The sequence below is a fragment of the Nocardia sp. BMG111209 genome (assembly GCF_000381925.1).
Lineage (GTDB): Bacteria > Actinomycetota > Actinomycetes > Mycobacteriales > Mycobacteriaceae > Nocardia.
The window spans coordinates 572,105-597,669 of record NZ_KB907308.1 but is presented as its reverse complement, the minus strand read 5'-3'; the positions used below and the strand labels follow the sequence as shown (position 1 = coordinate 597,669).

Sequence of the window (25,565 nt, the reverse complement as noted above, 5' to 3'; positions counted from 1 at the left end):
GAACTTGGAGTTGGACAGCGCTCGCTCTCAGTCGCGTTAACTGTGCTCAGGAGGCGCGATTGGCAGGTGCACCGGTAGGTTCCCTGTGTTGTTCGCCTGAATCGCGACATGCAGCCCGATCCGAGTTAGCGGCGGCTTCGTCGGGATGGAATCCGGCCTCAATATGGCTTGCATAAACCGTTTCCCATGCGATTGCCCGTAACTCGGTATCCAGGGCATCTGCAGTAATAGCATCGAAGGAGACAAAAGGTCCGAGCCGAAGAAGTCTTTTCAAGAAGTCTCTGATCGTTTCACGTTCGGAGAGACCGTCGAGGGCAAGGCTGCTCCAAACTCTGAGAATCGACTTGATCAAATGAGGGCTTCCGCCCAGCGCCGACCGGCGAGCATATATCTGGTCGAACGAGGACTCACCGAGTATCTTTAGAGCACCGTACGGATTCACGTTCCAAGGATCATGAACCAGTTGGGCTCTCCACCAAAGCCGTCCGAAGACATGTCTCGTCAAGTCAGATCCCAGTACTCGGTCACCTGGTGGGTTCGGATATCTCCAGTGCGCTACATCCGGCAATAGAACGAGGGCGAGAAAGGCCCAAACGTCACCGGAGGCTGCTTCGACCGGTGCTAGATTCATCTCTCGGTGCAGTTGCTCGGCCAATGTTAGATCGAAGGACGTCTTTCGGATGGTCGTCAGGGGTCCTGGAAACCCAGCGCTTTCGGCAGCAAATACGACCATCTCTCGTACTTCGGCGAGACCATCGGTGCTGATCCGGGCGCCACCCGTGGCGACGAACACTGCCGAGTCGTCACTTGTTGCCCACCGGTGGGCCAGATCATCGATTGCGAGCGAGCGGTATTCAGCAGCCAGCGCTTTCGCACGAGCTTTCAGCAGGCGTGGATACAACCGGCTCATTCGATCCCCTCCAGCATATTGACTGCCGCCTGTATCTCGGAGGAGAACCAATTCACCGATTGCTCCGCCTGCATCCTGACATCGCGGATGGATCTACCGGTGAACAGGCGATCGAAAAGGCTGATCAGCTGCGCACCGAGCGACTCGTCCGGAAATACCGCTTCGTCGTCGAATTCCGGCTGTTGCAGTGCATGCTGAATCATGATTCTGGCCAGGTCCGCATACAGCACCGACAACATCATTGCATCTTGAGGTCGTGGACGGCCTGCATTTTTCAGCGCTTCCGCCACGGCAGGTTTTCTCTCGTTGACCAGCAGGAGGAGTGAACCCATTGTCGCTGCAGTCAAGTCCGATCCGATTTCCAGATACCACGCAGCATCATTCGGGTAGTTGGTATTCTCGAAATCGATGACTGCCATCGGGAATTGTGGTGCGTCGCCCTGTAGGCGGAGGTGTACCTGGTCGCTCCACAACACCGACCCGGCTCGGCGAGCCGCCGTCGGGCGGTCCGTACCCTCTCTTCGCTCGGCGAGGACCAGCACCGTATCGAGGATCAGGGTTCCACCGAGATCTGTGCCGGGCAGCTGAACATTCAGTTCTATGCGACCGTCGGTCCCCAACGATCGACGGTCCGCTGTTCCACGCAGTCGCGATCCCGTCGATGTCCAGACAACGGCCATCGCGAGCTCGGTATCCGCTGCCAGACCGGATTCCGTGCGTAAACGTTGCGCATCCACAGTTATCGAGCGATGGAGGGTGACCACGGTCTGATAGTCCCAGTGCGGATAAGCCTCAGGTAACGGAATGCGATCCCCGTCGATCTCCAGTTTCCAGCCCGCTGCCTTGATGGCCGAAGCGGTAGGAATCCGGTATGGAAGCGCGCGTACATGCATCAGCCCGTTATCGCTTCCACTCGCACAGAAATATCGGTCATGGTATCCGGTGCGGGCCGAACTACGGCCTTCCAGACCTGCGCCTCGCCGCCATCTGCTACGAGACTCTCTGTGTCAGTGAGCATTCCGCTGTCGTCTTCCCAGCCGATCAACTCGGGTTCGGCGGCACCGGCCGGCGGGTCACTCTCGCGGCCGCCGTCGGTGTTCAGAGCAACCGACAGTTCTGCACGGATTCGCTGGCGGCCGGTGACCGGCAGCCGGAATTCCTGTACGAGTACCGCGAAACCTGACCGTTCGTCGAGATACGGCTCGCCGACAAGGGCGATCCGCGGCCGTTGCTTACGCAGTGGCACCGAGTTCGATTCGTTCGATCCCAGTCTGTCCATCGAGGAGCCTTCGTCCGCCTCGACCACAGAGGCTCCAGAATCAGCGAAACTACCGTCCTGGTCATGTCGGCCCGGTTCGTAGATGATCTCCTCGTCCGTACCATCGGATACGCCCCGACGTTGTGGCCCTGGCGGTTTGGTGTCGCCGGGCCGACCGTAGTTCGTGGCGCTGCCGATTCCCCACGCGCCACCGACCAGCGGAGCGAACTTGTCGCTCGCCGCTCCCAACGACACCGCGGCGACGTCGGATTGGTGCCCGATGTTGAGCGCGATCAGTCGGTCGGCTGCCTCCTTCAGACGAGTGAAGGTGGTCCGGACGAAGGTGCGGTCCTGTTTCGACTTCAGCGATGGATAGTTCCAGCTGTCGTGGGTGGGTGGCTCCGCATCCGCATAACATTGGTCCATCTTCACGTCGGCCCGGAAAACACCGGCATACGAAAGCAATTCGCTCGCCGGCTTAGGTCCGGGCCAGTAGGTGACAACCAGCTCGGCGGGACGCATGAGGCATACATGGTGGACTACCCGGTCGAACCCGGCAGACTGCGCAGCAGCACTGGGCTCGAACGGGACTGCGATCCGTTTCTTCAAGCCCAGCCTGCCGAGCAATCGGCGAGGAGACTTGCAGTAGAGCGGAGATTCGTTGTCGCTCAGCATTTCCTTGTATGCCGATACGAAAAGATCGAGTGGCCGTTCCTTCGTGGGATCCGGGACTCTGTATTGAATACCGTCACAGGTGACAGCGAATCGCATAGGTGATACGCCGCGACCGTCGGGAATCATCTTGGGCCACAACTGCCAGGCGATGGTGTCGGCCAGATACTGTGCTGCTTCGGCGGGCGTACGATCGCCCAACTCGGGGTCGATGATCACGATCGTGGTTCCGGTCTCGGACCCTGTAAAGGGCTGTAGCCCTAGTTGCTGTGCAACCGACTCCGCTGCGGAACCGACCAGAGGCTCGATCACCTCGCCCGAATCATCGCCCCACCAGTGTCTACCGGTATAGCGTCTGGTGTCGGCTGCAGTTTCGGATCGGTAGCTTCTCCAGAGGGCTACGCCCATGAGTCTGGTCTCGAGACGGCCTTCATATCTGCAACGGGTATGAACCAGGATGACACCTGGTTTCGACATCAGATATAGAATTCCTTTGCCGAATCCGTAGGTTCCTCCGCCTAATTCCACATCCCGTGGTTCGCCCGAGTTGCGCATGAACGATACGAAGTCGCGATCGGTTTCCGTGACTTTGTCTGCGCGTGTGGACCCGCCGAGCCCTCGGGTCCCTCTATCCGAGATCAGTAGTGCTCGGATTATCCGCCCATTGAGGGCGGAGCGAAGGGGTAGATGTACATCGGCAGGGGCGCCGCGAAGCAGATGTTGACGCCAAGCCGATGATTCGGCCGCGCTGATGGTTCTCAGATCCACTCGATAGTCGACGGTTGCTGCGTTATCGAGTTTCGCATCCCAGCTGTTCTGGGCAGATTCTCGGATCAAGATCGTGAGGTGATCGAGGTCCGGCTTGCCCAGTTGATTTCGGAGCCCCTCGGCAGCGCTTGCGCCCTCCGGCGGATACGGGTGCGAGTACCATCGTGGCTCGATCATGCCGACTCCTGAACCATGGCACGAAGGTGCGCGCCGACCTCGTCGTCGTTCAATGGGTACGGGGGCTCCACACTCAAATCGACCGTGTAGTGAACATCGTGAACCTGCACGGGAACTTGCGCGGAACTCAGCATGGTGGATGTGAGTCTCGGAAAATTGCTGTCCACTCGATACCACCGTTCCTCGGCGGTTCGGAACTTGACGTCACGATAGTGGTCTATATCCGATGCTCGGTAGCCTGCGAGTACGAGCGCCGCGAGCACAGCTGATTCGTCGTCGGATGATTCCAGGGCTCGATCGATCAAATCCTGTAAGGACGGTCCGCTCAGATCCGGGGCGAGTCGGAACCAGGCCAGCAACAAGCCGCCCTCGGGTGCGTCCAATTGATCCAAACCATGAACTCGTATTCCTTTGTCGCCGAATGCTATGGATTCCTTCACTTCGACGGCGACACGGCCCGAGGAGAAGTCGTGGTGATGCCCTGTCGGGCCGCGCCAGACGGAATGGGAACTGGGGTTGATATCCAGCAGCCGCTCGAGGACCAGCAACTCCGCGTACAGCCCGGCGAGTTGCTGTGGTCGTAGCGAAGTTGTGTTCTGAAACAATGCGCGCCAATGGTCCAGTACTCGATACAGTCCTTTGACCGGCTGCTGTGCAGTCTCTTCAGTAGCCGCCAGAATATCGCCGCAAAGTGTCGTAAATACGTCGTTGAAGTCACGATGAAAGCAGGTCAGATCGGCATATACTCGATAGCTCTCGCTGGTTTGGAGAGGGCGCCTCGAAAGCTGGAGTATCGGTCCGTTCAGTCCTCGCCGTATTGTTTGTCGAGAGTCGACGGGTACAAGTATGTGCCTGAGGCCTGAAGAGTCCACCGCAGCAGCGACGTTCCCGTTCGTTGTCTCGACCGGAAGATCGGAGACCCTGATGGTGGTGTCGGAGGCCGATGGCGATGACTCCAATATGGACCAATGATCTTCGATTATTGCGCGGAGGCCGGAGCTCATGCCATGTCCTCGGAGACCACCGCGCTATAATCGATCTCTTCCACTTCGACGCCCGAAAGATCCGCAGAAATGTAGTCGGCCTCCCAGGGGACGGTACTGTCCGGACCTGCAGGCTGTGGAAATACCAGACCGACGCCTATAACATGCTCCGGGGCGTCCAGCGGCGTTCTGGGGTTACTGGCATTCGGTTTCGGCTGTCGCTCCGGCTTGGATTCTTTGTCTATGGGATACAGCACCAAGAGTCCGGTGTCCGGCAATTGAGCGGTGCGCTGCTTCTTGATCTCTTTTTCGTCCATGTTCGAAATATCGCCGGCGAGGTCGAGTGCTGCATCTCGTCGGCTCATGAGAGTCTTGATGTCCGCAAAGTCGTCGCTTGCTGTGATCGCAGCGCGAACGATTCTTCCGACACTGACTCCGGTAGCGAAACTGAAGTCATGCCGAGCTGGGGTGACGGGATTCCCGACAATTGCGAGATTCCATCGGCGGAGAGCTCCGCCGTTTCGATTCCGGGCTCGGATGTATCGAGAGAGCATTTGCCCGTTGCATTCCTGAGACTTCTCGTGGAACTGATAGTTCTCGATGAAATCCAGCACCAGGTTCGACGGTACATCGCGGAACAGATATCGACCCTGAGCCTCGGATTCCTCGTCGATGCTGCGGAATTTCAGGGTTTCGGTCACAAGTTTCTGTGCGGCACGTTGGTTGTTGATCAACCAGGCCGAATCTTTGTGAAAGTATCGTGTCTGGATGCGCTGGCCACCGTAACCGGCTTGCGCCCGAACCGCATCCTGCATCTTGGCCGCAGCGGTAACGCGGAGGGCGGGGTGAGTACGGAGACGGACTGCGAATTGGAGTGGTGTCTTGTCCTCGGTCAGATAGATATCGATGCCCTTGCGCATCTCGGTTTCGACCGTTGCAAGGTGTCGGAACCACTCCTTCAGCTCGTCGGTCATCCAAATTCTCGGGAGATCTTCATAGCCTCTCCGGTACCCGAACCATCTTCCCATTTGGAGAAGGGTGTCGTATATGGATACGGCGCGTACGAAATAGCTGACGAGCAGGCCCTCGAGAGTGAGGCCACGGGACAGCGTGTTGCCGCCTACCGCTATTGCCACCACCGGGCCGTTCTCGTAGTCCAATCGATCGGTACTGAAAGAGTTGTCCATGATCACCCGGCAATCCCTCAGTACTCCGGGCAACTCGGTCATCAGTTGGTCGAACGTCACCGGCGTTTCATCGAAATCTACTGCCGGTACGCGCGCTGTCTCCGAATCCCAAAGCATTCGCAACCGTTCGATGGTTGCTTTCTCCTGCAGGCAGCGGACAGTCTTACTTCTCAGTGCCTCCAGCGGCTGACGGAAGCTCAGGTGAACCGATGTTCGGACACTGGTGTGGATAAGCATGGTGGAGTGTGGATTCCCGGTGCCCCGGACCCGCCGGGCGGCTGTACCCATCCAGAAGTATTCGAGTGCCTGCCGTAGTGACTCCGTCAGCACCGGTTCGAAGTCTTCGGCGTCCGCTTTGGTCAAGGGACGAACGCTGGCGACGTCATCTTGCGGGACAGTCCGAATCATGTCGTAGCCATCGTCGACATCGGTGGGATCTTCACCGTCCAGGGCGTAACGACCGAACAGCACCTCGGTCCCGAAATGTCCCTCGGGCTTCGGAAGGTTGACGATGAAGTCCTTCGGATACAGGTCCTCCGCCGACGGGTTGATGAGAAGGTTGGCGAACGGTGACGCCGTGTAGCCGACGTATCCGACCTTGGGCAAGGTAGCCAGAAGCTTCTGAATCAGGGGGTTGATCGTCCTCGAGGCCACTGTCGCTTGATCGGCTTCGTCGTCGATTACCAATGTCGGTGTATCAGCGAGATAGTCGGACGCATCATCAAGCCACTTGACCAACTTCCGGAGAACCGGGGCGTTCTTCTTGACCACGCAGAGCACGTGGGTCTTGTTGGATTTTCCGAAATAGCTCGCCGGGTTGGCCGTTGGTGTGAAGTCATGGTCCAGCTGAGTGATCTGGGTCCAGTCCGCGGGGTTCGGCTCGACGAGTTGCTGAATCAGTCGCGCCTGAGTCTGCCGTCGGAGTCCATTATGAATGCCGGCCAGCACGATGAAGAGCTTGTACCCTCGGTCGGCGGCTTTCGCCATCGTCGCAGTGAAGTTGGTGGTCTTGCCCGACTGAACGTATCCGACGACGAGTCCCCGTGCGGTGAAGGCTTTCTCGTGCGGGTGGTTCAGCAGCGAGACGATTCGAGTAGTCGACGCATCGAGACTCGAGATGGCCGGCTCCTTCGACCAGCCGTCTTTTTCGAGGATGCGGACGAGAGCCGGCCAGCAGCGATCGTCGGGGCGCGGACCTGTGTACCAGGTGTATCGGTTGTCCAGAACGACCGAGCGCGGTTCCTCCATCTCACGGATCTGGATCAGATCGCGCTCGTGTCGCTCCCGAATCTTCTCGATCGTCTGGCGGTCGACGCCGAGTATGGCCAGCCGCTTGACGGCGTCATCCGGCGTAGTCGCATCGAGCAGCATCCTGAAAACGTCATACTGATCGTCGACAGGGTCGACCATTGGCTCTCCTCGTTTGCCTGACTGCTCGGGACGCAGCCCCCATGTCCTTGGTAAGCGTCCGGTCCGAAGGACCTGTTACAACGGTATATACAGGGTCCGACAGATCTGGGTACCCATGTTCCGGATCTGTAGATTCATTCGATGCGCGCGGAAACGGACGTCTGCAGTTGACCAGACCCAGGTGGCTTGCAGTCGGTGCAGGTCATTCCAATGAGTTCGAACTGTGGACGGGGCCGGAACCGCATGGATTGCGGGCGCATCTGACGAGCTTCAGCTAGCACCGGGCACCAGTAACCGACTCAACCCCAGGCTCAGAAGGCTGAGACCGCGCGCCGCTGCCCGCCTCCGTCGGTGACGGGGCGGGTGGCGGCGAGTGCAGGGCCGGTCAACTCTGTTTTCGGGCCACCGGTTCGCCTGTGGGAGCGAAGTATTCACTGGGGTGGTGGAATCGGTTGATCCGCGGCCGGCGGGCTGGGTCGACATGGATCGGCGGGATCCAGTGCGTGCGGCCGGCGTCGCGTTTCCCCCGGGTGGCGGTGGCTGTGCCCCATGCGGTGGTGTCTGTGCCCGCCTGCTGGTGGTGGGGTTCGCAGACGAAGGTCAGTTGGTCGGCGTCGGTGGTGCCGCCGGCGGACCATTCGGTGCGGTGGTGTACCTGGCAGAGGTAGCCGGGTTTGGTGCAACCTGGGAAGGTACAGCCTATGTCGCGGGCGTGCAACACTATTCGCTGGTCGGCGGTGGCGATTCGCTTGGTGCGGCCCAGGTAGAGGGGGCGGCCGTCGTGGTGGTCGAACAGGGCCAGGTAGTGGTGTGCGTGTGAGGCCAGGCGTAGTGCGTCGCCGATGGAGATCATGGCTCCGCCGCCGGTGGCTATCGGTGGGCCTGCGATGGGAGACGGTGAGGCTGCGGTGGCGATGCTGGTTCCGGGTGCGACCTGAGCTACTGCGTCTTCCAGTTCCTGCAGTGTCATCGACACGATCACTGTGACGGGTAGGCCGCGGTGCTGGCCGAGTCGGCCCGAGGCGATGCTGTCCCGCATCACTGCTTTGAGTGCGTCGTGTTGCCGCTGCGCGGCGTTGCGGGAATCGCGCTGTGCCGCAGCTGGATCCGGCTCGCCGTCGGTTACGGGGGTGGCGTCGTCGGGGTTCAGTAGGCCGGGCTTGGCGTACTTGGCGAATACCGCTTCCAGGCATGCGCGTAATTCTGGGTCGGCGGTTACCGTGCACTTCGTCATCAGATCCGGGCCTTGGCGGCCCATGGTGAAGCCGCGTCTCCGGGCACGGTCCGTGTCGGTGAAGGTGCCGTCCGGGTTGATCATCGCCTCGAGTTTGTCGGCGACCTTGCGCAACTGGTCCGGGCGTAGGTCGCGGGCCTGGCCGGCGAGCATGCCTTCCGCCTCGGCTCGGGTGGCGGTGTCGACGGCGACCGGTAGCTGGTGCATCACGTCTCGGATGATCTTGACGTGGGCGGGTGCCAGGGCACCTTCTCGGTGGGCGGTTGCGGTTTCGGACAGGACGGGTGCCAAAGTCTCACCGGTCATTCCGATGTGATGGGCAAGATCGTCGGCGGTGCGCCAGCGGGCGCGGGCTTCGGCCGGTGTGATGCGGAGGCTGTCGGCGAGAGTGTCGACGAGGTTGTTCGCTGGGAAATCGGTATTCGACCACTGCTCTTGTAGTTGCGCGGTCCACTCGAGGCTTGCGGCGGGCAGCATGCGAATCACGGTCTCTACCCGGCGGATCAGGGTGAGTCGGTCTCGGTTCGAGAATGCTCGGGTGGGCAGGTTCGAGATCTGGGAAGCGGCGTCCTCCAGGGCGCGGAGGATGCGCTCCGCGGTGGGGTCGCTGACTGCTTCGGGGCTCGAACGCATGAGCTAATTCTATCGGTTCGGGGATCGGACACGCCAGCGAAAAGTTCGCTCTGCCAGGGCTTTCGGGTGTGTCGGGTCGAAAGTTGTTTCGATGATTCGGCGGCTTGCCGGGCGCGGCGGATCGGCGGATCCGCCGGCCCGGATGTGGCATCGTCAGGCCAGGCAGAACAGGCAGTGGACCACCGCGGCCTGCTGGAGGATCGCCGCGTCCTTGGCGATCGTGATCAGGGCGCCGGTCAGCGTCAGCAACTTGTTCGTGCCGATGACCTCGAGGATTCGGTTCTGTTCGGCGTGCACGATTCCCGACTTGAAGTCGCCGTGCCAGTCGGCGGTCAGCGACAATTCGGGGGTCTGCTGGCTCGGGCCGTTCCAGAGGGCCTTGGGGGTATATTTCTGCAACACTGCCGGGGCGTTCAGGTGATTCGGGTTGACGATCGCGCTCTGTAGCAGGAAACCCTCCTGGTTCGACAGGCATTTCCCGAAGGGGGTGTAGAAATTCACGCTGACGTTGGCCGGCACGATCGTCTGGCGATCGAAATTCGCTTCGCCGTGGGATGAAATGATGTAGGTGGCCATGGTGGCTCTCCGTCCGGACTCTCTGGTCTCGTCGAAATTTTCTGCGCGACGTGGTCACGCAATGCCCCGAGCGGTATCAGTATCGCCCCGAAGTCCGTGTGCTGGTCCGGATTTCGAAAAGTCGGAGCCGAAGCCTACCGACCCCTCGGTTGTCATTGTGTGCACTGCGGAGATTGTTTACCCGGTGGGGTATTTGTCTACTTTTTCGAGGGACCGATTCGAAATCCGAGAATTCATGGCTCTCGGTGGAGGGTTCGGCCGGTGGAATGCGGCGTGCCGGTGCTTGCCAAGCGGAACCGCGTTCCGTATCGTGTGGGTAGCGGAACGCGGTTCCGCTTCGGCTCGGCCGGTGAGCGTGCCGGCGCTATCGGAGGATGGAGGATGATCATGCTGGATCACGTTGTGGGAGTGGCACTGTGACGGCGGGTGGGATCGCGCCGCGATTCGGCATCGCCACCGCTCCGATGCAGGTCGACTACGCGGATGTGCAGCGGGTCTGGCTCGAGGCGGACGATGTGCCGCAGATCGAGCACGCCTGGTTGTTCGACCACCTCATGCCGATCGCGGGGGATCCGGGCGGGCCGATATTCGAAGGGTGGACGCTGCTTTCGGCGCTCGCCGCGCAGACGCGGCGGTTGCGGCTCGGATTGTTGGTGACCAGCAATCGGTTTCGGCCGCCGGCTGTGCTGGCCAAGATCGCCGCTACGGTCGATATCGTTTCCGGTGGGCGGCTCGATTTCGGGATCGGGGTGGGTTCGCGGCCGAGTCATCCGCTGGCTCGGCGGGAGTACGAGGCCAACGGGATTCCGTTTCACGACACCGCCGATGCCGTGGCCGGTTTCGCCGAGGCGTGCACGGTGATCCGGCGGTTGTGGACCGAGACCGAGCCGTTCGATTTCGCGGGTGAGCACATTCGGCTCACCGGTGCGTTCTGTAATCCGAAACCCGTGCAGCGGCCGTATCCGCCGATTCTCATCGGCGGGCGGGCGAAGGCCACCTTGCGGGTGGTCGCCGAGCATGCCGATATCTGGAACATTCCCGGGGGCGATATCGACGATGTCGTCGAGCGCAGTGCGATGCTGGATCGGTACTGCGGTGAGATCGGGCGCGATCCGTCCTCGATCGTGCGGTCGATCCATCTGCCGGTTTCCTATGAGCGGCCCGAGGCCACTCGGGCGGCGGTCGATGCCGCGTTTGCGGCTGGGTTCGGGCATATCGTGCTGGGGTTGCCGTCGCCGTTTCCGGTCGGGGTGGCGCGGTGGGTCGCGGCGGAGATCATCGGTGGCTGAGTAGGCCGGTCAGGTGGCCTCGAACAGTCGCACGGCCTCGTCGCGGGGGAGTTCGCTCGTGCCCACGGATACGTCGATGTGCGGATAGTGGTGGCGTACCGCGTCGGCCAGGGCGGTGAGGCGTTCGGTCATGACGGCGGGATCGTGCAGCTGGGTTTGGGTGAGGCCCTCGAAGCCGGGAAATCCGTCGGCGACCATGGTCAATTCCGGATTCTCCACGATGTTCCGGTAGAGGACGAAACGCGCGCTGGTCACGGCGGAGGTGTCGATGCGACCGGTGGTCGTCAGCACTCGGTCGCTGACGCCCTCGACGATATTTCTCGCCGAATGTTGTTCGGCGGCCATCCATTCCGCTTCGACCCGGCTCTTGTCGATGCCCAGGACCATGCCGGCGGGATGGAAGCGTGGCAGGCCGTCTCGCACATCGGTCCAGCTGGTGATCGTGCCGTAGACGTCGGCGATCTCGGTAGCGTCCGTGAGATAGACGACGCCCTCGGCGGTGCTGTGGGCGGCGGTGCGAATGTATCCGGTTTCGCCGGCCGCGACGTCCGAGCGGAATGCGCGGGGGAAGATCTGATCGCATTGCCAGAGGCGAGCTCCGTTGTAGAGGGCCTCCGGATCCGGTCTCGGTGCCCTGGTCATCGGCGCGGGATGCTCCGCGACCAGCTTTTCGGCGGCGTTCTCGATGCCGGCCGCCTCCGTCTCCGCGTCGCGGCCACTGCGGACCACGCGTTCCACCATGCGGTGGACTCGGTCGTAGCCGTTGGCCAGGTTCTCGCCGATGGCCGAAACATCTTCTGCCAGAACATCGGTGACCTGTTTGATCACCCGCGCGATCGATCGGCCTATCGGCGCGGTCATCGGGATACCTTGTGACGTCGGTGTTCTCGGACTTTCGGCTGCCTTTCGAGGTGCTGCGATTCGGTGTCGCGCGGAATCGGTCCGGCGGGGTGTGCTACGCGGAAGACGACAGGCTACCGTGCCCGCGGAGACACCGGACGGTAGTCGCGGGAGCCGGTTCAGCCAGGGGCGCAGCGGTTTCCGGACGGGATTCGCGTGGATGTTGCGTTCGCACTCTTTACGCATACCCTGCGGCGGGCGGTCCGGCTACGCTGCGACCATGAGGATGATCGCGGCGCTGCTGGTCGGCCTGCTGGGGGTGGGTCTGCTCACGGGATGTGGGAGCGACACGCACTCCGACAGTTTCTCGCGTTCCGTCGACGCCGGGCCGGGGCCCGGCGCGCCACCGGTCATGAAGGAGCAGGCCCCGGCCCCGGCGCAGGGCACCGGCTCCACCGATCCGGTGACCGATCGCAAAGAGGTTGTCACCGGCAATGTCTCGATCACCACCTCGGATCCGATCGGGGCGGCCGCGAAGGTGGCGGATCAGGTGCGGGCCGTCGACGGCCGGATCGACAGCCGATCCGAGGAACCGGGTATCGGGTCGACGAAAGCCCATGCGGAGCTGACGGTTCGGATTCCCGCCGACAAGACGGACTCGTTCCTGGCAGCGTTGAAGGCGGACGGGCGCGTCACCAGCGTGACCACCAAACGCGAGGACGTCACCATGCAGTGGCAGGACCTCGACGCGCGGATCAAGGCGTTGCAGGCTTCGGTGGACCGGTTGCGGGCGCTCGTCACCAGTGCCGCCAACACCGCGGATCTCATTTCCGCCGAGAATGCGTTGTCCTCGCGGCAGGGCGATCTGGACAGTCTCACCGCGCGCAAACGACACTTGGACGAGCAGATCTCGTTGTCCACCATATCGATCGATCTGAGCACCGACGAGCCGGCCTGGTCGCAGCCGGACAGTTATTGGGATCGGGTGGTCAAGGGCTGGCATTCGCTGCTGGCAACATTGAAGGCGACCGGGAATGTATTGCCGTGGGTGGTCTTCCTGCTGTTGCTCGGCGGCATCGTCTGGGGTGTGCGGCGCGCACTGCGCCGGGGGCGTGGGGCGAAGGTGGGTCCGAAGACGGCCGCGGCGCGCACGGCCGGCGCGGACGTTCCCGGATCGACAGCCGTCGGCGGAGCGGCCGAGGCCGAGGATCCGAAGTCTGCTGAATCTCGGGGACGTGCCGAGGCCGCGAATTCTGTTGCGACCGAACAGGCTGTCGCCGCTACCGAGCCGGGGCAGCCCGCTGAGCCTGGCGGGTCGGCACAGCCCGCTGAGTCTGCCGAGCCCGCGCAGCCTGCCGAGTCTGCAAGACCGGCCGAGCCTGCCGAGTCGGCAGAACCCGCCCCGCCGGTAAATCCCGCTGAACCTGCCGAGCCCGCACAGCCCGCCCCGTCGGCAAAACCCGCCGCGCCTGCCGAGCCGTCACAGCCTGCTGAGCCGGCAAGACCGGCAACACCCGCCGAGTCGGCAACACCCGCCGACCCGGCGAAACCCGCAACACCAGCGAAACCCGCAACACCGGCCGAGCCCGCAAAGCCCGCCGGGACCGCAGAACCCACAAAGCCCGCAGACACCGACCCGACCGAGAAAGGCACTGCGGCACAGAAGAACCCCACCCCCGAGTGAGCCGCCCGGACCGATCCCCACCCGTCCCCGCGATTTCCGGTCGCGGCCGGTGACCTGGCCGATTACGCTGTGCCGCGGCACGGCCCGGCCGGGCCGCGAGTGCCGTTTCGGGATGAGGAAAGAGGGCGGCCAGAAGTGACCAACGACATCGTCGCGATCGTGCGGCAATACGAAAAAGGTGTCGTATTCCGGCTCGGGAAGGTGCAATCGGTGCGGGAGCCGGGGCTGCGGTTCATGCTCCCGTTCGCCGATCGCATGCAGAAGGTGAGCATGCGGACGGTGACCATGCCGATCGCGTCGCAGCAGGTGATCACCCGGGACAACGTGTCGATCGCGCTCGCCGCGGTAGCCTACTTCCGCTGCGTCGACGCCGCGTTGTCGCTGGTGGCGATCGAGGATGTGCGGCAGGCTATCGATCAGATCGCGCAGACCACGGTACGAAATGTGATCGGGCGCACCACACTCGATCACGTGCTGTCCGAGACCGAGCGGCTCAACGAGCAGATCAAGGAGATCCTCGACGCCACCACCGAGAAGTGGGGCGTGCTGGTCGAATTGGTGGAGCTCAAGGACATCGAGCTGCCGGAGTCGTTGAAGCGGGCCATGGCCCGGGAGGCCGAGGCGGAACGAGAGAAGCGGGCGAAGATCATCGCGGCCGAGGGCGAGGCGTTGTCGGTGGCCAAACTGGCCGAGGCGGCGGATGTCATCGCCGCGCATCCGATCGCGTTGCAGCTGCGGAATCTGCAAGTGCTGTCGGAGATCTCGGTCGAGCACAACTCGACCATCGTGTTCCCCGCGCAGTTCCTCGACAGCGTCCGCGCGATCGGCGGCTTCGTGCAGCAGGAGATCGGGGCGAGCTGATCCGGTGGTGGCACGGTCAGACTCTGACCGAATCGGCCGTGCCACTGACCGTTCCGGCCCGCGATCTGGGCCGCTACACCGTCCCGGCGTTCAATTCGAGCAGGTCGCGAGTATGGCGGCCGGACGAAATCGCTGGGAAGGAAACGACGATGACCGAGTTCGTGACGCTCGAGCACGGGCGGATCGCATGTGATGTGGTCGGCGACGGACCGCTGGTGGTGCTCTCGCACGGTATGGGAACGTGGCGGCGGGACTTCCGGCATCTCGTCGGGCCGCTCGTGGCGGCGGGGTATCGGGTGGTGAACGCCGATATGCGCGGCCACGGGGAGTCCAGTACGCAGTGGCCGTCGGTCACCGGGAAGGCCGCCATCAGCCGCACCGATGTGGCCGACGATCTGCTCGGTGTCATCGCGCATTTCGGCGGACCGGCGGTGATCGTCGGACATTCGCTGTCCGGCGGAGCGGCGACGATCGCCGCGGCGAAGGCCCCGGAGTCGGTGCGGGCGATCGTGGAGATCAATCCGTTCACCCGGGTGCCGAGTCTGGATGCCGGTGCGCTGCTGCGGATTCGGCGCTACCGTCGTGGCTTGCTGTTGCTGGGCGCCACCCAGATGTTGCGGCGACTCTCGTGGTGGCTGCGTTATCTGCGCGTGGCGTATCCGACCCGGCCCGCCGACTTCGACGATTACCTCACCGCGCTCGCGGCGCAGCTCCGCACGCCCGCGCGGTGGGCGGAATTCATGAAGACCGCCCGCACGAATCCGGCCGACGCGCAGGCGCGGCTGGGTGACGTGCGCTGTCCGGTCCTGGTGGTGATGGGTGCGCTGGATCCGGATTTCGCCGATCCGGCGGCCGAGGGCGCGGCCGTCGTGGCCGCGTTGCCGGCCGGGCTCGGGCGGGTCGCGATGATTCCGGGCGGCGGGCACTACCCGCACGCGCAATCCGCGGACGAGGTCGCGGCGCAGCTGGTCCCGTTCCTGGACCGGCACACGGCCCGGGACGGCCGGGCGCTGCACCTGGGATGATGGGCAGATGCCCGGCCCCCGCACCGTCGTCTTCGTCGTCTTCGACGGTATGCAGATGATCGAACTGGCCGGTCCGATGGATGTTTTCGTGGCCGCGAACACGATGGCCGATACGCCGCGGTACCGGCTGGTCACCGCCTCGCCGACCGGCGGGAACGTCACCGCCGACGGTGGTCTGCGGATCGCGGTCGACACGTCGGTGCGCGCGGCCGCGGCGAGCGGCGAGATCGACACGATGATCGTCGTCGGCGGCGCCGGGGTCTTCGCGGGTGCGGTCTCGGCCGAGGTGGTCCGTGATCTGCCCGCGCTGGCGCGCGGTTCCGGCCGGGTGGCCTCGGTGTGCGCGGGTGCGTGGCTGCTCGCCGCCGCGGGTCTGCTCGACGGTTATCGGGCGACCACGCACTGGACCGGCACCGAACTGTTCGCGAACCGGTATCCGCGGGTCACCGTCGAACCCGATCGGATCTATGTGCACGACCGCGATCGCTGGACCTCCGCGGGGGTGTCCGCGGGTATCGATCTGGCGCTCGCGCTGGTGGAGGCGGATCACGGTGGTGAGCTGGCCCAGTTGATCGCCCGGCTGTTCGTGGTGTTCGCGCGGCGGCCCGGCGGGCAGACCCAGTTCAGCGCGCAGCTGCGAACCCAGCCCGCGCGGACGCCGGCGATCCGGGCCGTGCAGCAGTGGCTGCCCGAACACCTCGGGGAGGATCTGTCGGTGGCTGTGCTGGCACGGCGCGCGGGCCTGAGCGAACGGCACTTCGCCCGCGCCTTCCGGGCCGAGACCGGTTGCACGCCTGCGGCATTCGTGGAGAATCTGCGGGTCGAGGCGGCCCGGCGGCTGCTGGAGTCGACGGAGCTGACCGTCGGCGCCGTCGCCCGCGCGGTCGGCTATCGGCACGGCGAGACGCTGCATCGGGTGTTCGCGCGCCGGCTGGCGACAACTCCCGAGCGGTATCGGCAGCATTTCGCCGTCGCGAGTGCGTGAGCTGCTCGGCTGTGCGGCAACGTCATCCGGCCGGTCGGAGCTCCAGGGCCCCGCCGGCCAGGACCCGCGCCAGGGCCCGCCACCGCCGATGCCGCCAGCGGAACATCAGCTGCGCGAACGCCCGGGTGCCGAATCCGAGGACGCCGTCGTCGATCTCGATCTCGTCGGTGTAGCGGCAACTGGTGTCGGTGAGCGGTTCGAAGGTCAGACGATGGTTCCAGGTGCGCACCGAACCGCCCCATTCCTCGGTGCGAATCTCGGTGGGGGACATCTCGATCAGACGCAGATGGTGATGCCAGGCGGGGATGATGCCGAACCACCACAGCCGCGCGGAACCCGCCATGCCGGGTTCGAGATGTTGCGGCAGTTCCAGATTCGGGGTGGAGAGGAACGGGTGGACGAGATACTCGAACAGTTCGGGGGTGTAGGCGAGGGCGCACGCCGTGGTGGCGGGCAGGGGGAGTGTGGTAGTTAGGGTTACCTTACTCATGGGGATATGGTGTGCCGCCGGGGCCCGTTCCGCAAGAGCTGCGGTCACATCCGCATTCGCGCATGGGTCGGGCCCGGCCGGAATACCCCGCGCCGGTCCGGGGTTCGATCCGTCCATGACCCTGCGTATCGGCGTCGCCCCGCACCGGCTCTGGGCGGCAACGGAATCCGAACTCGACGATGTGGTGGAATCCGCCCGACTGGCCGAGCGGCTCGGATTCGATCATCTGATCGCGGGCAGCCACGTCCTCGACACCGAACTGGGCCCGACGCTGGAGCCGCTGACCATGCTGTCGGTGATCGCCGGGGCGACCTCGCGCATCCGGTTGGCCACCAGCGTGCTGATCCTGCCGCTCTACCACCCGGTCGTGCTGGCGAACCAGACGGCGACGCTGGACCGGCTCTCGCGCGGCCGGTTCACCCTCGGCGTCGGAACGGGTTGGCACGCGGGCGAATTCGAGGCGGTGGGGGCGCCGTTCGCGGAGCGCGGCCGCCGCGCCGACGAGTACCTGGCGACGCTGCGGACCCTGTGGGACAAGGGTTCCGCCGAGGTGAAGATCGCGATCGCGCCGCGCACCGCGGGTGGTCCCGAGGTCTGGGTGGGCGGCGGCAGTGCGGCGGCGCTGCGCCGGTCGGTGCGCTTCGGCGACGCTTGGCACGGTTCGGGTCTGGACCCGCAGGGTCTGCGCGAGACCCGTATTCGGCTCCGCGAGCTGGCCGATCGGGAGCAGCGGCCCGAACCGGCCGTCACCCTCGGTGGTTTCCTGGTCCCGCCGGGTTTCGAGGCCGCGGTATAGGCGCCGGGACATCATCTCGGTGGCGAGCGGCCCACCGCGGCGAGTGTGCGCGCGGAACTGGCCGAGTTGCGCGAGGCCGGCCTGACCGCATACTCGCTGTGGCTGCCGGTGCCGACATCGCAACTGGCCGAGGCGCTCTCGTGGGTCGCCGCGGAGGTTCTCGGCCGGGTGTGACGGAAATCTTTGTCACTTGGGCAGATCGGGCTCCAGCGCGGTGGCGTACTTGACCGCGATCTTGCACGGCGGCAGATCGCCCGGCCCGGCCTTCGCTCCGGCCCGCCACACCACCAGCACCTCGAACATGCCCTGGGCCGCCGGCATGGCGGCATAGCAGCGCAGATGATCCGGGTCGATGGCGACGGCGGTGAAGCCCGCGCGGGGACCGATCTTCACGTCCCGGAAGTCGGTGACGGTGCCGTTCTCGCGGCCCTGCGCGAGGGTGCGGCTCGTGGACAGCAGCGATACCAGGTACTTGTCGGAATCGGTCGGCTGCCAGTGGCATACCAGCCAGGTATCGCTCTGGGTATCGTCGACGCCCTTGGTCTTCGGGTCCAGGCCGGCGCCGCGCAGGGCCTTGTCGCCGAGGTCGGAGCACGGATCGAACAGGCGGCCGCCGCTGAAGGTGGTGGTGGGTGCGGCGCTGGTCTGCGCGGTCGTCGTCGTGGCGGCGCCGGTCCCCGCGGTCGCCGTGGTGGAGGTCTCCCCGCCGCCCCCACCCCCCGACGAGCAGGCGCCCGCCGCCGCGGCGGCGACGATCGCGAGCAGGATCCGGGGTCCCGGCGAGCTGATGAGCGGCGGCATCGGCGACTCCTGTCCTGAGGGCAAATAGTCAGCAAACAGACTAGCCGGTGTTCGAGCGGGTGATGGACAGTTGATGCGGCATTACGGCTACTTCGAGTCCGTGGCGAATTCGTGACGATCCGGCTGCGGCCACCGACGCGACCGCATCGCGCCGGAACACGCACACGATTAGATGATTGCCTAATAGTCGAATAGACTGACCCGGTGCGCGGCCTGAACCATCCGGCGATCGAGGGCATCGACCTGGTCACGGTGCTGGCCGCACTGGGGGATCCGGTGCGGCTCGGGATCGTGGCCGAGCTGGCCGACGGCGCCGAACACCCTTGTGTCGCATTCGATTTCGGGATCACCGCGGCGAGCATGTCGCATCACTTCCGGGTGTTGCGGGAAGCGGGGCTCACCCGGACGCGGCAGGAGGGCAGACATCGCCGCCTCACCCTGCGGCGGGCCGAACTCGACCGCCGCTTCCCGGGACTGCTGGCGCCGCTGCTCGCCGCCGCCCGCGACCGCGCAACCCACCGAACCTGAACGAGGGGAACCGATGTCGGATCTGAACATTCGCGAATGGGGCGACGGCGACCGGACCGCCGTGCTGATCCACGGGCTGACCGCCGAATCCACCAGTTGGTGGCGGGTCGGGCCCGCGCTGGCCGATCGTGGCTATCACGTCTACGCACCCGATCTGCCCGGACACGGCCGTAGCCCGCGTCTTTCCGGTTACCGGCTGGAGTCGGTGGCCGACGCCGTGGCCGAGGCGATCCCGGGCGAACCCGAACTGGCCCTGGGACATTCCCTGGGTGCGCTCGTGCTCGCCACGATCGTCGATCGGGTGCGGCCCGCGCGGGTGGTGTACGAGGATCCGGCCTGGCTCGCGGGTCATCCGGCGATCGCCGAAGCCTTTCGCGCCCAGAAGAACTGGACGATCGAGGACGTCCGCGCGGCGAGTCCGCGGTGGGCGCCGCAGGCGTGGCAGTTCAAACTGGATGCGTTGTCGCACTGGGACACTCGGACCCTGGAGGTGGTGGACGGCTTCCCCGGCTACGATCCCGCGCCGCCCGCCGCCCCGGCGCTGCTGTTGCTCGCCGACCCCAGCGCCACCGTCGCACCGGAGCGGGCGGCCGAATTGGCCACGCGCGGTTTCGAGGTCCGCTCCGTCGCCGATACCGGTCACGTGATCCACAACGACGATCTCGACGGATTCCTCGCCGGACTCGACGGCTGGTGGTGACGGTCAGCGCACGAAGACGAGGACCTTCCACGGCAGATTGACCGGCTGGTGGTGACGGTCAGCGCACGAAGACCAGGACCTTCCACGGGAGATTGACCGGCGGGCAGCGGTGGTCCTCGTCGGCGCCGCAGCGGCGGTGCGCGGTGAGATCGCCGAGGCCCTGGCCGATCACCAGGTAGGTCGCGGAACTGTCACCGTTGGATTCGGTGGTGCTGTGGGTCTGGTACAGCACATCGGGACTTCCGGTGGTGGGTACGTCCCAGCTCCAGTCCTCGTGTTCGGCGTGGCGCGCGAAGAACCGGACGTGGATCTCGTCGCCGGGGGCGACCATGATGGTGCGGCCGTCGTCGCCGGTCTGCAGCGCGACGATGGTGGGACCGTCGGCCGCGGCCGGCGTGGGGGTTACGGCGAGCACCGGCAGGGTCGTCGCGAGCAGTGCCGCCGATGTGATCCGGCTGACGCGGCCGATCATGGATCTCCTCTCGCCGTCGCGGGTTCGGATGCGTGCGCAACCGGGGCAAGGCAGGTCGATCGCGGCCGAATCTACCGCGAAAGCCCTGGTCCGGCCGGTAGGCGCGGGTCGATGGGCGGGTCCGGGGCGGCACCGGCTCTCCGCGATGTGTTCAACCGCACGTTTCCCGGTGCACAACAAGGGTTCGAATCGTGGTTGTGCACCGGATGAGCAATCGGCACACAATGCTGGGATGCTTTTCAGTCGATTCGTTGCGATGGGGGACAGCCAGACCGAGGGGTTGTGGGACGGGGACGATCGGCACGGGCTCGTGGGCTGGGCGGATCGGCTCGCGTACCGGCTGGCCGAGGACAATCCGGAGGTGCTCTACGCGAATCTGGCCGTGCGTGCCCGCCGGATCGCCGAGGTCCGCGATGAACAACTCGACACGGCGCTGGAGATGCGCCCGGATCTGGTCGGTATCTGCGTCGGGATGAACGACGTCATGGCGCTCACCTCCGATATGGACGAGGCGCTCGACGAGATGGAGAAGATGTACGCCCGCCTGGCCGAGGCCGGAGCGACGGTGATCACCACGACGTTCCCGGACGTGCGGCGGATCATCCCGGCGGCCCGGTTCATCGCCGAGCGGGTGGATCGGGTCAACGATCGGATCCGGCTGTGCGCCGAGCGCTACGACCTCCGGCTGGTGGATCTGTTCGCGGCCCGGTCGATGCTGGATCCGCGGGTGTGGGCCACCGATCGGGTGCACGGCACACCGCTCGGGCACGAGCGCTTCGCCCTCGCCGCCGCCGAGGCGCTGGGGCTCGACGGCGCCGACCACAGCTGGGCCGATCCGCTGGTGGAACCGTTGCACATGAGCCGGATTCGCGCGACCTACCGCGAGATCGCCTGGTTCGTGGCGGTGCTCTGGCCGTGGCTGGTGCGCCGGGTGCGCGGCATCTCCTCCGGTGACGACGCCGTCGCGAAACGCCCTGTGCTGGAACCGGTTCTGCGGACCGCGGCCGGCGCCTGAACTCAGCGGCGGACCTCGGCGATCGGCACCGCGCGGTGCTCGCGCCGGGACCGCTCGCACGCCTCGGCGATGTAGAAGGCCTCGAGCGCGTCCGCGGGTCCGCACGGGTTCGCCCGCTCACCGGCCGCGACGGCGAGGAAGGTGCGCAGTTCCGCGGCGTAGGCGGCGGCGAATCGGTCCAGGAAACCCGGATAGGGCCGTTGCGGCGAGCCACCGCCCGGTTCGGCCGAGCGCAGCGGGGTCCGGTCGTCGAGTCCGGCCACGATGTTTCCGCGCGAACCCAGCACCTCGAGCCGGACGTCGTAACCGGCGCCGTTGTAGCGGCTCAGGGAGACCGTCGCGAGCGTGCCGTCGTCGAGAGTCAGCAGTATCGCGGCCGTGTCGACGTCGCCGGCGGCGGTGAAGGCCGCGTCGCCGCGGTTGGCTCCGGTGGCGAAGACCTCCGTCACCTCGCGGCCGGTGACCCAGCGGATGCTGTCGAAATCGTGTACGCCGCAGTCCCGGAAGATACCGCCGGAGCGGGGGAGATAGTCCGCGGGCGGCGGCGCGGGATCCAGCGTGGTGGCCCGCAGCGAGTGCACCCAGCCCAGTTCCCCGCCGGTCAGCGCCGCGCGGGCCGCGCGATAACCGGCATCGAATCGGCGCTGGAAACCGATCTGCACCGGGACCGGTGATCGCTCGACGTGCCGCAGTACCGCCAGGGTGCCGTCGATATCGGCGGCGACCGGTTTCTCGCAGAACACCGGAACCCCGTGGTCGACCGCGGCGATGATCAGGGCCGGATGTGAATCGGTGGCGCTGGTGACCACCAGGGCGTCGATGCCCGCGGCGAACAGTGCGTCCAGGTCCGGGGCGACGTCGACGCCGAGTTCGGCCGCGGTGGCGCGGGCCCGCGCGCCGTCGACATCGGTCAGCACCACCGCGCCGACCCCCGGCAACTCCTTCAGCGTCCGCGCGTGCGCGGTGCCGATGCGGCCCGTACCGGCGAGACCCACCCTCATCGTCATGTGCGCTCCTTGTCCGTAGCGGCTCGGAATGGCTTGCGGTGCACTCGGTTCAGTGGGACGGCGGGGCGGTGGTGGCCCGGACCACCAGGGCCGGCGGCACCCGGCGGCGCACCGGCCGGGTGCGTTCGGCGCGTAATCGCTCGACCAGCGCGGCGACCGCGAGGCGGCCGATCTCCAGCCGCGGCTGGTCGATCGTGGTCAGCGCGATGTGCCGCAGCGCGGCCAGCGACGAATTGTCGTAGCCGACCACCGAAACATCCTGGGGGACACTCAGTCCCGCCTCCTCCAGCGCCGACATCGCGCCGACGGCGGCGAAATCGTTGCCGCACACCAGCGCGGTGGGAAAGTCGCCGGGGGAGAACAGCTTCAGCAGCCGCCGCACCGCGGCGCCACCGGCCGCGTCGGTATGCTCGCTGGGAATCACCATGGGCTCGAGTCCGTGCCGGTCCATCGCCGCCAGATATCCCTTGCGGCGCGGCGGCGCGGTGAAGGCGGCGCCGCCGTCGAGATGCACGATCCGCCGATGTCCCAGCGCGACAAGATGATCCACGGCCAGCGCGACGCCGGATTCGCCGTCGTCGTTGACGGTGTCGACCGTCGGCGCGCTCGACGTGCGCGACACCAGCACGACCGGGCAGCGCTCGGCGGCCTGCCGGATGGCCGCCGCGGGCAGTACCGGCGACAGCAGGACGGTCCCGCCCGGCCGGAAGCCGAGCAGGCTGTGCAGCGCGTCGCGTTCCCGGGCGGGGTTGCGGTGGCCGGTGGTGAGGATCAGTTCCAGGCCCGCCGCCGCCGCGGCGGCGTCCATCCCCTCGACCACGTCGGCGAAGAACGTGTTGTGCAGGTCGGAGACCAGCACGCCGACGATGCTGGAGGTGCGGCTGGCCAGCGAACGGGCCATGGCGTGCGGCTGGTAGCCGAGTTCCGCGGCGGCGGTCAGCACCGCGCGGCGGCGGTGGTCGCTGACCTTCGGCGATCCGCGCATGACGAGCGAGACCAGCGCGCGGGAGACGCCGGCGCGGGTGGCCACATCCTCCATCGTCGGTCGCGTCATCGGGTCGGCCTCTCCTGTGCTGCGGTGCCCGCGTCGTCGGCGGCCAACGCTACCGGCCGTCGGCGAGCCGTTCAATAGAGCGCTCCAATCGGGCGAACTTCCCCATTCGGTTCTCGGAATTCTCCCAGGTAGGGACTTATTTTCCGAGGTGAGGGCCATATTCACGAGGATGCGTCGACCCTTGACACCGGCGTGATCCAGGTTACATAGTTGGAGCGCTCCAATGACGGGGATATGTCAGCTGGCATCGACAGGCCGGAGATTCCGATGATCGAAACGCCGCATCCGCTACGCATCGCCGCCGCGCCGATCTCCTGGGGAGTGTGCGAGGTCCCCGGCTGGGGCCACGTGCTCGACGCGCACACCGTGCTGGCCGAGATGGCGGCGCTGGGCTTCACGGCCACCGAATTCGGGCCGCCCGGATATCTGCCCGAGGATCCCGGCGCGCGCCGGGCCCTGCTGGAGCGGTACGGCCTCAGCGCGGTCGGCGGATTCCTGGCGTTGCCGCTGCATCTCGACCGCGATCCGATCCTGGACGCCGCGGGCCGCACCGCCGCGCTGTACGCCGCCGCGGGCGCCGAGGTGCTGGTCCTGGCCGCCGCCACCGGCGCGACCGGCTACGACTCCCGCGTCCCGCTCGATGCCGCGGGCTGGCGGGCGCTGATCGACACCGCCGCGGCGGTCCGCGATCTGGCCGGTACGCACGGGTTGCGCACGGTTCTGCATCCGCACGTCGGCACCCAGGTGGAGACGGCGGCCGAGGTCGAGCGCTTCCTGGCCGGCAGCGATGTCGACCTGTGCCTCGACACCGGACATCTGCTCATCGGCGGCGCCGATCCGGTGGCGCTGGCCCGGCGCTGGGCCGATCGCATCGGGCATCTGCACCTCAAGGATGTGCGGCGCGACCTCGCCGACGAGATCCGTTGTGGCCGAATCGAATACAGCCGGGCCGTGCGGCGGGGACTGTATCCGCCGCTGGGCGACGGCGATGTCGACCTCGCCGCCATCGTGGCGGCCACCGAGGCCGCCGGATACCGCGGCTGGTACGTGATCGAACAGGACACGACGCTGTCGCCGGGCGACACCGCGTCCGGTCCGAGTCGTGACGCCGAGCGCAGCCTGCGATATCTGTCGCCGGATCGGCGGCACGGTGGCCTGCGGCCACTGGAATATCGCTAGGAGAGCAGGAAATCATGACAACGAAGTCGACACCGCGCCGCCTGCGACGTCTCGCACCCTGGATCGCCGTCGCCGCGGTGCTCGCCGCGTGCAGCGGGCCCGCCTCCGAGACCCCCACGGCACAGACCGGGACCCCGTCCCCGGCGCCGGCCGCGGCCGGCGCGCTGCACAATGTCGCGGTGGTCACCCACGGCAGCTCCGGCGACGCGTTCTGGAACGTGGTCAAGAACGGCGCCGAGGCCGCGGGTAAGGATCTCGGCGTACACGTCGACTATCAGGCCTCCGGCGATCCGGCCCAGCAGGCCAAGCTCATCGACAACGCGGTGGCCCAGCACGTCGACGGGCTGGTGGTGTCGATGGCCAATCCACAGGCATTGCAGACGTCGGTGCGCAACGCCGTGACCGCCGGGATCCCCGTGGTCACCATCAACTCCGGTGAATCCGCCAGCGCCGCGCTGGGCGCGATCGGACATGTCGGGCAGAGCGAGGAACTGGCCGGGCAGCAGGCCGGTAAGCGGTTGAAGGATGCCGGAAAGACCAAGCTGCTCTGCGTGATCCACGAGGCGGGCAATATCGGCGCCGCGCAGCGCTGCGCCGGGGCGACCACCGGGTTCGGCGTCACCACCACCCTCCAGGTCGACATCAACAATCCGACCGACGCGCAGGCCCGGATCAAGGGCGCGCTGGAATCCGATCCGGCGATCGACGCCGTGCTCACGCTGAACTCGCAGATCGCCGCGCGGGCGGTGGCGGGGGCCGGGGAGGCGCATTCGAAGGCCGTGGTCGCCACCTTCGATCTCAACAGCGACGTGGTGGACGCGCTGCGGGCGGGCACGCTGCTGTTCGCGATCGATCAGCAGCAGTACGAGCAGGGATATCTGCCGATCGTGATGCTGCGGCTGTACAAGTCGAACGCGAATACGCTCGGCGGCGGCACCCCGATCCAGACCGGACCGGCCTTCGTGGACAAGGGCAACGTCGAGGCCATCGCCAAGCTCATCGGCCAGGGCACCCGCTGAGGCCCGGGAAGA

The 25,565-nt window shown here is 65.8% G+C and carries 25 protein-coding genes; 12 read left to right on the top strand and 13 right to left on the bottom strand.

The genetic code is table 11. The features are described from left to right. Positions 1-46: 46 nt before the first annotated feature. The 7 genes from G361_RS49730 to G361_RS0126280 form a co-directional block, all read right to left on the bottom strand. Entirely contained in the window at positions 47-910 is an 864-nt protein-coding gene (locus tag G361_RS49730; RefSeq protein WP_155981786.1) for a DUF6339 family protein, read from the bottom strand. Continuing rightward, the gene (locus tag G361_RS50515) at positions 907-1,803 is read right to left on the bottom strand and encodes a hypothetical protein (protein ID WP_196814635.1); all 897 of its coding nucleotides are present in this window, start codon (positions 1,801-1,803) and stop codon (positions 907-909) included. The genes G361_RS49730 and G361_RS50515 overlap by 4 nt, the downstream gene beginning before the upstream one ends. Next, positions 1,803-3,785, bottom strand: coding sequence for a hypothetical protein (locus tag G361_RS49725; RefSeq protein ID WP_155981785.1), 1,983 nt, complete (start codon positions 3,783-3,785; stop codon positions 1,803-1,805). The genes G361_RS50515 and G361_RS49725 overlap by 1 nt, the downstream gene beginning before the upstream one ends. After that, positions 3,782-4,789 carry a PD-(D/E)XK motif protein gene (locus G361_RS47805; RefSeq protein WP_026343534.1) on the bottom strand — a complete coding sequence of 336 codons (1,008 nt, stop codon included), beginning with the start codon at positions 4,787-4,789 and terminating at the stop codon, positions 3,782-3,784. The genes G361_RS49725 and G361_RS47805 overlap by 4 nt, the downstream gene beginning before the upstream one ends. Then, the gene (locus G361_RS0126290; RefSeq protein WP_019930105.1) at positions 4,786-7,365 is read right to left on the bottom strand and encodes a Z1 domain-containing protein; all 2,580 of its coding nucleotides are present in this window, start codon (positions 7,363-7,365) and stop codon (positions 4,786-4,788) included. Before G361_RS0126290 ends, G361_RS47805 begins: the two co-directional genes overlap by 4 nt. A gap of 385 nt (positions 7,366-7,750) precedes the next feature. Beyond that, entirely contained in the window at positions 7,751-9,232 is a 1,482-nt protein-coding gene (locus G361_RS44960) for an HNH endonuclease signature motif containing protein (RefSeq protein ID WP_019930104.1), read from the bottom strand. A gap of 153 nt (positions 9,233-9,385) precedes the next feature. Further along, positions 9,386-9,808, bottom strand: coding sequence for a putative adhesin (locus tag G361_RS0126280; RefSeq protein ID WP_019930103.1), 423 nt, complete (start codon positions 9,806-9,808; stop codon positions 9,386-9,388). Between the two features lie 464 nt (positions 9,809-10,272). Here G361_RS0126280 and G361_RS0126275 point away from each other — a divergent pair, with 464 nt between their 5' ends. Beyond that, positions 10,273-11,097 (top strand): LLM class flavin-dependent oxidoreductase, encoded by an 825-nt coding sequence (locus G361_RS0126275; protein ID WP_052172908.1) that lies wholly within the window; start codon positions 10,273-10,275, stop codon positions 11,095-11,097. 9 nt (positions 11,098-11,106) lie between these two features. On the opposite strand, the gene G361_RS0126270 is transcribed toward G361_RS0126275, so the two are convergent. After that, on the bottom strand, positions 11,107-11,958 hold the full coding sequence (locus G361_RS0126270; RefSeq protein ID WP_019930101.1) for a hypothetical protein: 852 nt from the start codon (positions 11,956-11,958) through the stop codon (positions 11,107-11,109). A gap of 199 nt (positions 11,959-12,157) precedes the next feature. On the opposite strand from G361_RS0126270, the gene G361_RS51185 reads away from it, so the two are divergent. The 4 genes from G361_RS51185 (at position 12,158) to G361_RS0126250 (ending at position 16,492) form a co-directional block, all read left to right on the top strand. Beyond that, complete coding sequence (locus G361_RS51185) at positions 12,158-13,621, top strand: DUF4349 domain-containing protein (protein WP_231387101.1); 1,464 nt, start codon at positions 12,158-12,160, stop codon at positions 13,619-13,621. 135 nt (positions 13,622-13,756) lie between these two features. Then, positions 13,757-14,482, top strand: a complete 726-nt coding sequence (locus G361_RS0126260) for a slipin family protein (protein WP_019930099.1) — start codon at positions 13,757-13,759, stop codon at positions 14,480-14,482. A 149-nt stretch (positions 14,483-14,631) separates the two neighbouring features. Then, the gene (locus G361_RS0126255; protein WP_036495807.1) at positions 14,632-15,507 is read left to right on the top strand and encodes an alpha/beta fold hydrolase; all 876 of its coding nucleotides are present in this window, start codon (positions 14,632-14,634) and stop codon (positions 15,505-15,507) included. A 7-nt stretch (positions 15,508-15,514) separates the two neighbouring features. Next, positions 15,515-16,492: a GlxA family transcriptional regulator gene (locus G361_RS0126250; protein ID WP_019930097.1), complete on the top strand. Its 978-nt coding sequence runs from the start codon at positions 15,515-15,517 to the stop codon at positions 16,490-16,492. Between the two features lie 22 nt (positions 16,493-16,514). Here the strand turns inward: G361_RS0126250 and G361_RS44950 are convergent, their stop codons facing one another. Beyond that, positions 16,515-16,982: a hypothetical protein gene (locus G361_RS44950; protein WP_019930096.1), complete on the bottom strand. Its 468-nt coding sequence runs from the start codon at positions 16,980-16,982 to the stop codon at positions 16,515-16,517. Positions 16,983-17,097: 115 nt separating this feature from the next. On the opposite strand from G361_RS44950, the gene G361_RS0126240 reads away from it, so the two are divergent. Beyond that, entirely contained in the window at positions 17,098-17,778 is a 681-nt protein-coding gene (locus tag G361_RS0126240) for an LLM class flavin-dependent oxidoreductase (RefSeq protein ID WP_019930095.1), read from the top strand. Between the two features lie 45 nt (positions 17,779-17,823). Next, positions 17,824-17,952, top strand: a complete 129-nt coding sequence (locus G361_RS51510; protein ID WP_019930094.1) for a hypothetical protein — start codon at positions 17,824-17,826, stop codon at positions 17,950-17,952. Positions 17,953-17,964: 12 nt separating this feature from the next. On the opposite strand, the gene G361_RS44945 is transcribed toward G361_RS51510, so the two are convergent. Beyond that, positions 17,965-18,579: a DUF3558 domain-containing protein gene (locus G361_RS44945; protein ID WP_019930093.1), complete on the bottom strand. Its 615-nt coding sequence runs from the start codon at positions 18,577-18,579 to the stop codon at positions 17,965-17,967. Between the two features lie 204 nt (positions 18,580-18,783). Between G361_RS44945 and G361_RS0126225 the strand changes: the two genes are divergently transcribed. Together G361_RS0126225 and G361_RS0126220 are read left to right on the top strand one after the other, a co-directional pair. Then, on the top strand, positions 18,784-19,107 hold the full coding sequence (locus G361_RS0126225) for a helix-turn-helix transcriptional regulator (protein ID WP_019930092.1): 324 nt from the start codon (positions 18,784-18,786) through the stop codon (positions 19,105-19,107). Positions 19,108-19,120: 13 nt separating this feature from the next. Then, a complete protein-coding gene (locus G361_RS0126220) occupies positions 19,121-19,807 on the top strand; it encodes an alpha/beta fold hydrolase (RefSeq protein ID WP_019930091.1) in 687 nt (228 codons plus the stop codon). 58 nt (positions 19,808-19,865) lie between these two features. Here G361_RS0126220 and G361_RS0126215 read toward each other — a convergent pair whose 3' ends face one another. Next, complete coding sequence (locus tag G361_RS0126215) at positions 19,866-20,279, bottom strand: hypothetical protein (RefSeq protein ID WP_019930090.1); 414 nt, start codon at positions 20,277-20,279, stop codon at positions 19,866-19,868. A gap of 232 nt (positions 20,280-20,511) precedes the next feature. Between G361_RS0126215 and G361_RS0126210 the strand changes: the two genes are divergently transcribed. After that, on the top strand, positions 20,512-21,294 hold the full coding sequence (locus G361_RS0126210) for an SGNH/GDSL hydrolase family protein (RefSeq protein WP_036495533.1): 783 nt from the start codon (positions 20,512-20,514) through the stop codon (positions 21,292-21,294). A gap of 2 nt (positions 21,295-21,296) precedes the next feature. Here G361_RS0126210 and G361_RS0126205 read toward each other — a convergent pair whose 3' ends face one another. Further along, the gene (locus tag G361_RS0126205; RefSeq protein WP_019930088.1) at positions 21,297-22,301 is read right to left on the bottom strand and encodes a Gfo/Idh/MocA family oxidoreductase; all 1,005 of its coding nucleotides are present in this window, start codon (positions 22,299-22,301) and stop codon (positions 21,297-21,299) included. A gap of 49 nt (positions 22,302-22,350) precedes the next feature. After that, positions 22,351-23,355, bottom strand: coding sequence for a LacI family DNA-binding transcriptional regulator (locus G361_RS0126200; RefSeq protein WP_026343532.1), 1,005 nt, complete (start codon positions 23,353-23,355; stop codon positions 22,351-22,353). A gap of 267 nt (positions 23,356-23,622) precedes the next feature. Here G361_RS0126200 and G361_RS0126195 point away from each other — a divergent pair, with 267 nt between their 5' ends. Further along, positions 23,623-24,534 carry a sugar phosphate isomerase/epimerase gene (locus G361_RS0126195; RefSeq protein WP_019930086.1) on the top strand — a complete coding sequence of 304 codons (912 nt, stop codon included), beginning with the start codon at positions 23,623-23,625 and terminating at the stop codon, positions 24,532-24,534. A gap of 14 nt (positions 24,535-24,548) precedes the next feature. Then, on the top strand, positions 24,549-25,553 hold the full coding sequence (locus tag G361_RS0126190) for a sugar ABC transporter substrate-binding protein (RefSeq protein WP_019930085.1): 1,005 nt from the start codon (positions 24,549-24,551) through the stop codon (positions 25,551-25,553). Positions 25,554-25,565: the final 12 nt, after the last annotated feature.